This is a genomic window from Moorena sp. SIO4E2, from assembly GCF_010671945.1.
Classification (GTDB): domain Bacteria; phylum Cyanobacteriota; class Cyanobacteriia; order Cyanobacteriales; family Coleofasciculaceae; genus Moorena; species Moorena producens.
On the sequence record NZ_JAAHIE010001234.1, the window covers coordinates 1 to 1370 of the forward strand.

The 1370-nt window shown below is 46.1% G+C and carries 2 protein-coding genes; both read left to right on the forward strand.

The genetic code is table 11. The features are described 5' to 3' along the window. On the forward strand, positions 1 to 401 hold a 401-nt coding region (locus tag F6K37_RS42500; RefSeq protein ID WP_287257231.1), incomplete at its 5' end, for a BamA/TamA family outer membrane protein. 142 nt (positions 402 to 543) lie between these two features. Continuing rightward, on the forward strand, positions 544 to 1370 hold an 827-nt coding region (locus F6K37_RS42505), incomplete at its 3' end, for a UDP-3-O-acyl-N-acetylglucosamine deacetylase (protein ID WP_287257232.1).

The following is a 1370-nucleotide window of genomic DNA, read 5'->3' on the forward strand; positions in this document are numbered from 1 at the left end:
TCGAAGGACCTCAGGCTCTTGCCTTTAACATTCAAGGGGGCACTATCTTGGGGGATTTACCTCCCTATGAAGCTTTTATTATTGGTGGTAGTAACTCCGTGCGGGGGTTTGCTGAGGGAGACCTAGCATCAGGACGTAGCTACCTTCAGGCTACTGCAGAATATCGCTTCCCCATTTTCTCAGTCATAGGGGGCGCTCTATTTGTTGACGCTGGCACTGACCTTGGTTCTGCTGGTGCTGTTCCTGGTGAACCTGGTGAGCAGAGAGATTTACCCGGTACTGGTCTCGGTTACGGTCTTGGGGTTAGAGTGCAGTCACCACTTGGTCCGATTCGGGTAGACTTTGGTTTAAATACCGAAGGGGACAGTCGTCTTCACTTTGGTATTGGAGAGAAGTTTTAATTGTTAATTGTGAATTGTTAGTTGTTAGTTGTGAAGTGTTAGTGGTTAATTGTGAATTGTTAATTGGGATTTGTGATTGGTTAATTTCAATTTTCAATTTTCAATTTTACTGCCTTTATTGATATAAACGTTACCAAAAAAAATGTCTTCAGTATATTACACCTTGGCTGGTATGTTTGAACGCTCTGGTGTTGGACTGCACAGCGGTATTTCAACCAAAGTAAGGGTACTACCAGCTGCTGCTGGAGAAGGACGATATTTTGTGCGGGTTGACCTACCAGGTAAACCGGTTATTCCAGCAAACATAGATGCAGTTTCAGATACCACACTATCTACGGAACTCTCGACATCAGCCCAGTATGGAAACGCTACCGTTCGTACGGTGGAACACCTTTTAGCTGCACTGGCTGGTAGTGGTGTGGATAATGCTCAGATTGAGATTGATGGTCCAGAAGTGCCTCTTTTAGATGGTTCGGCGAAGGTGTGGCTGGAAGCTATCCAGGAGGTGGGAGTAGTAGCAGCAGGGGTTCGAGGAATCGAGGGAAAAGCATACGAGAGCTTTACACCCGGACAAGTTCGAGCTACCCTAACACCCCGTCACCTCCTAACTCCCTCAGAAACAACACCTATCCCTTTTGTATTAAACGAGCCAGTCTCGGTTTATCACGGAGATGCCTTTGTAACCGCTCTACCAGCACCCAAAACTCGATTTACCTATGGCATTGACTTTGCGTTACCAGCTATTGGTAAACAATGGTATAGTTGGACTCCAGAACAGGACAATTTTGCTGATGCGATCGCACCAGCTCGCACCTTTGGCTTGGCTGATCAAATTGACCAGCTGCGCGATCGCGGTTTAATTAAAGGTGGTAGCTTGGACAATGCTCTGGTTTGTGGTCAACACGGATGGGTTAATCCTCCCTTACGATTTTCAAATGAGCCAGTACGTCATAAACTTTTAGACTTAGT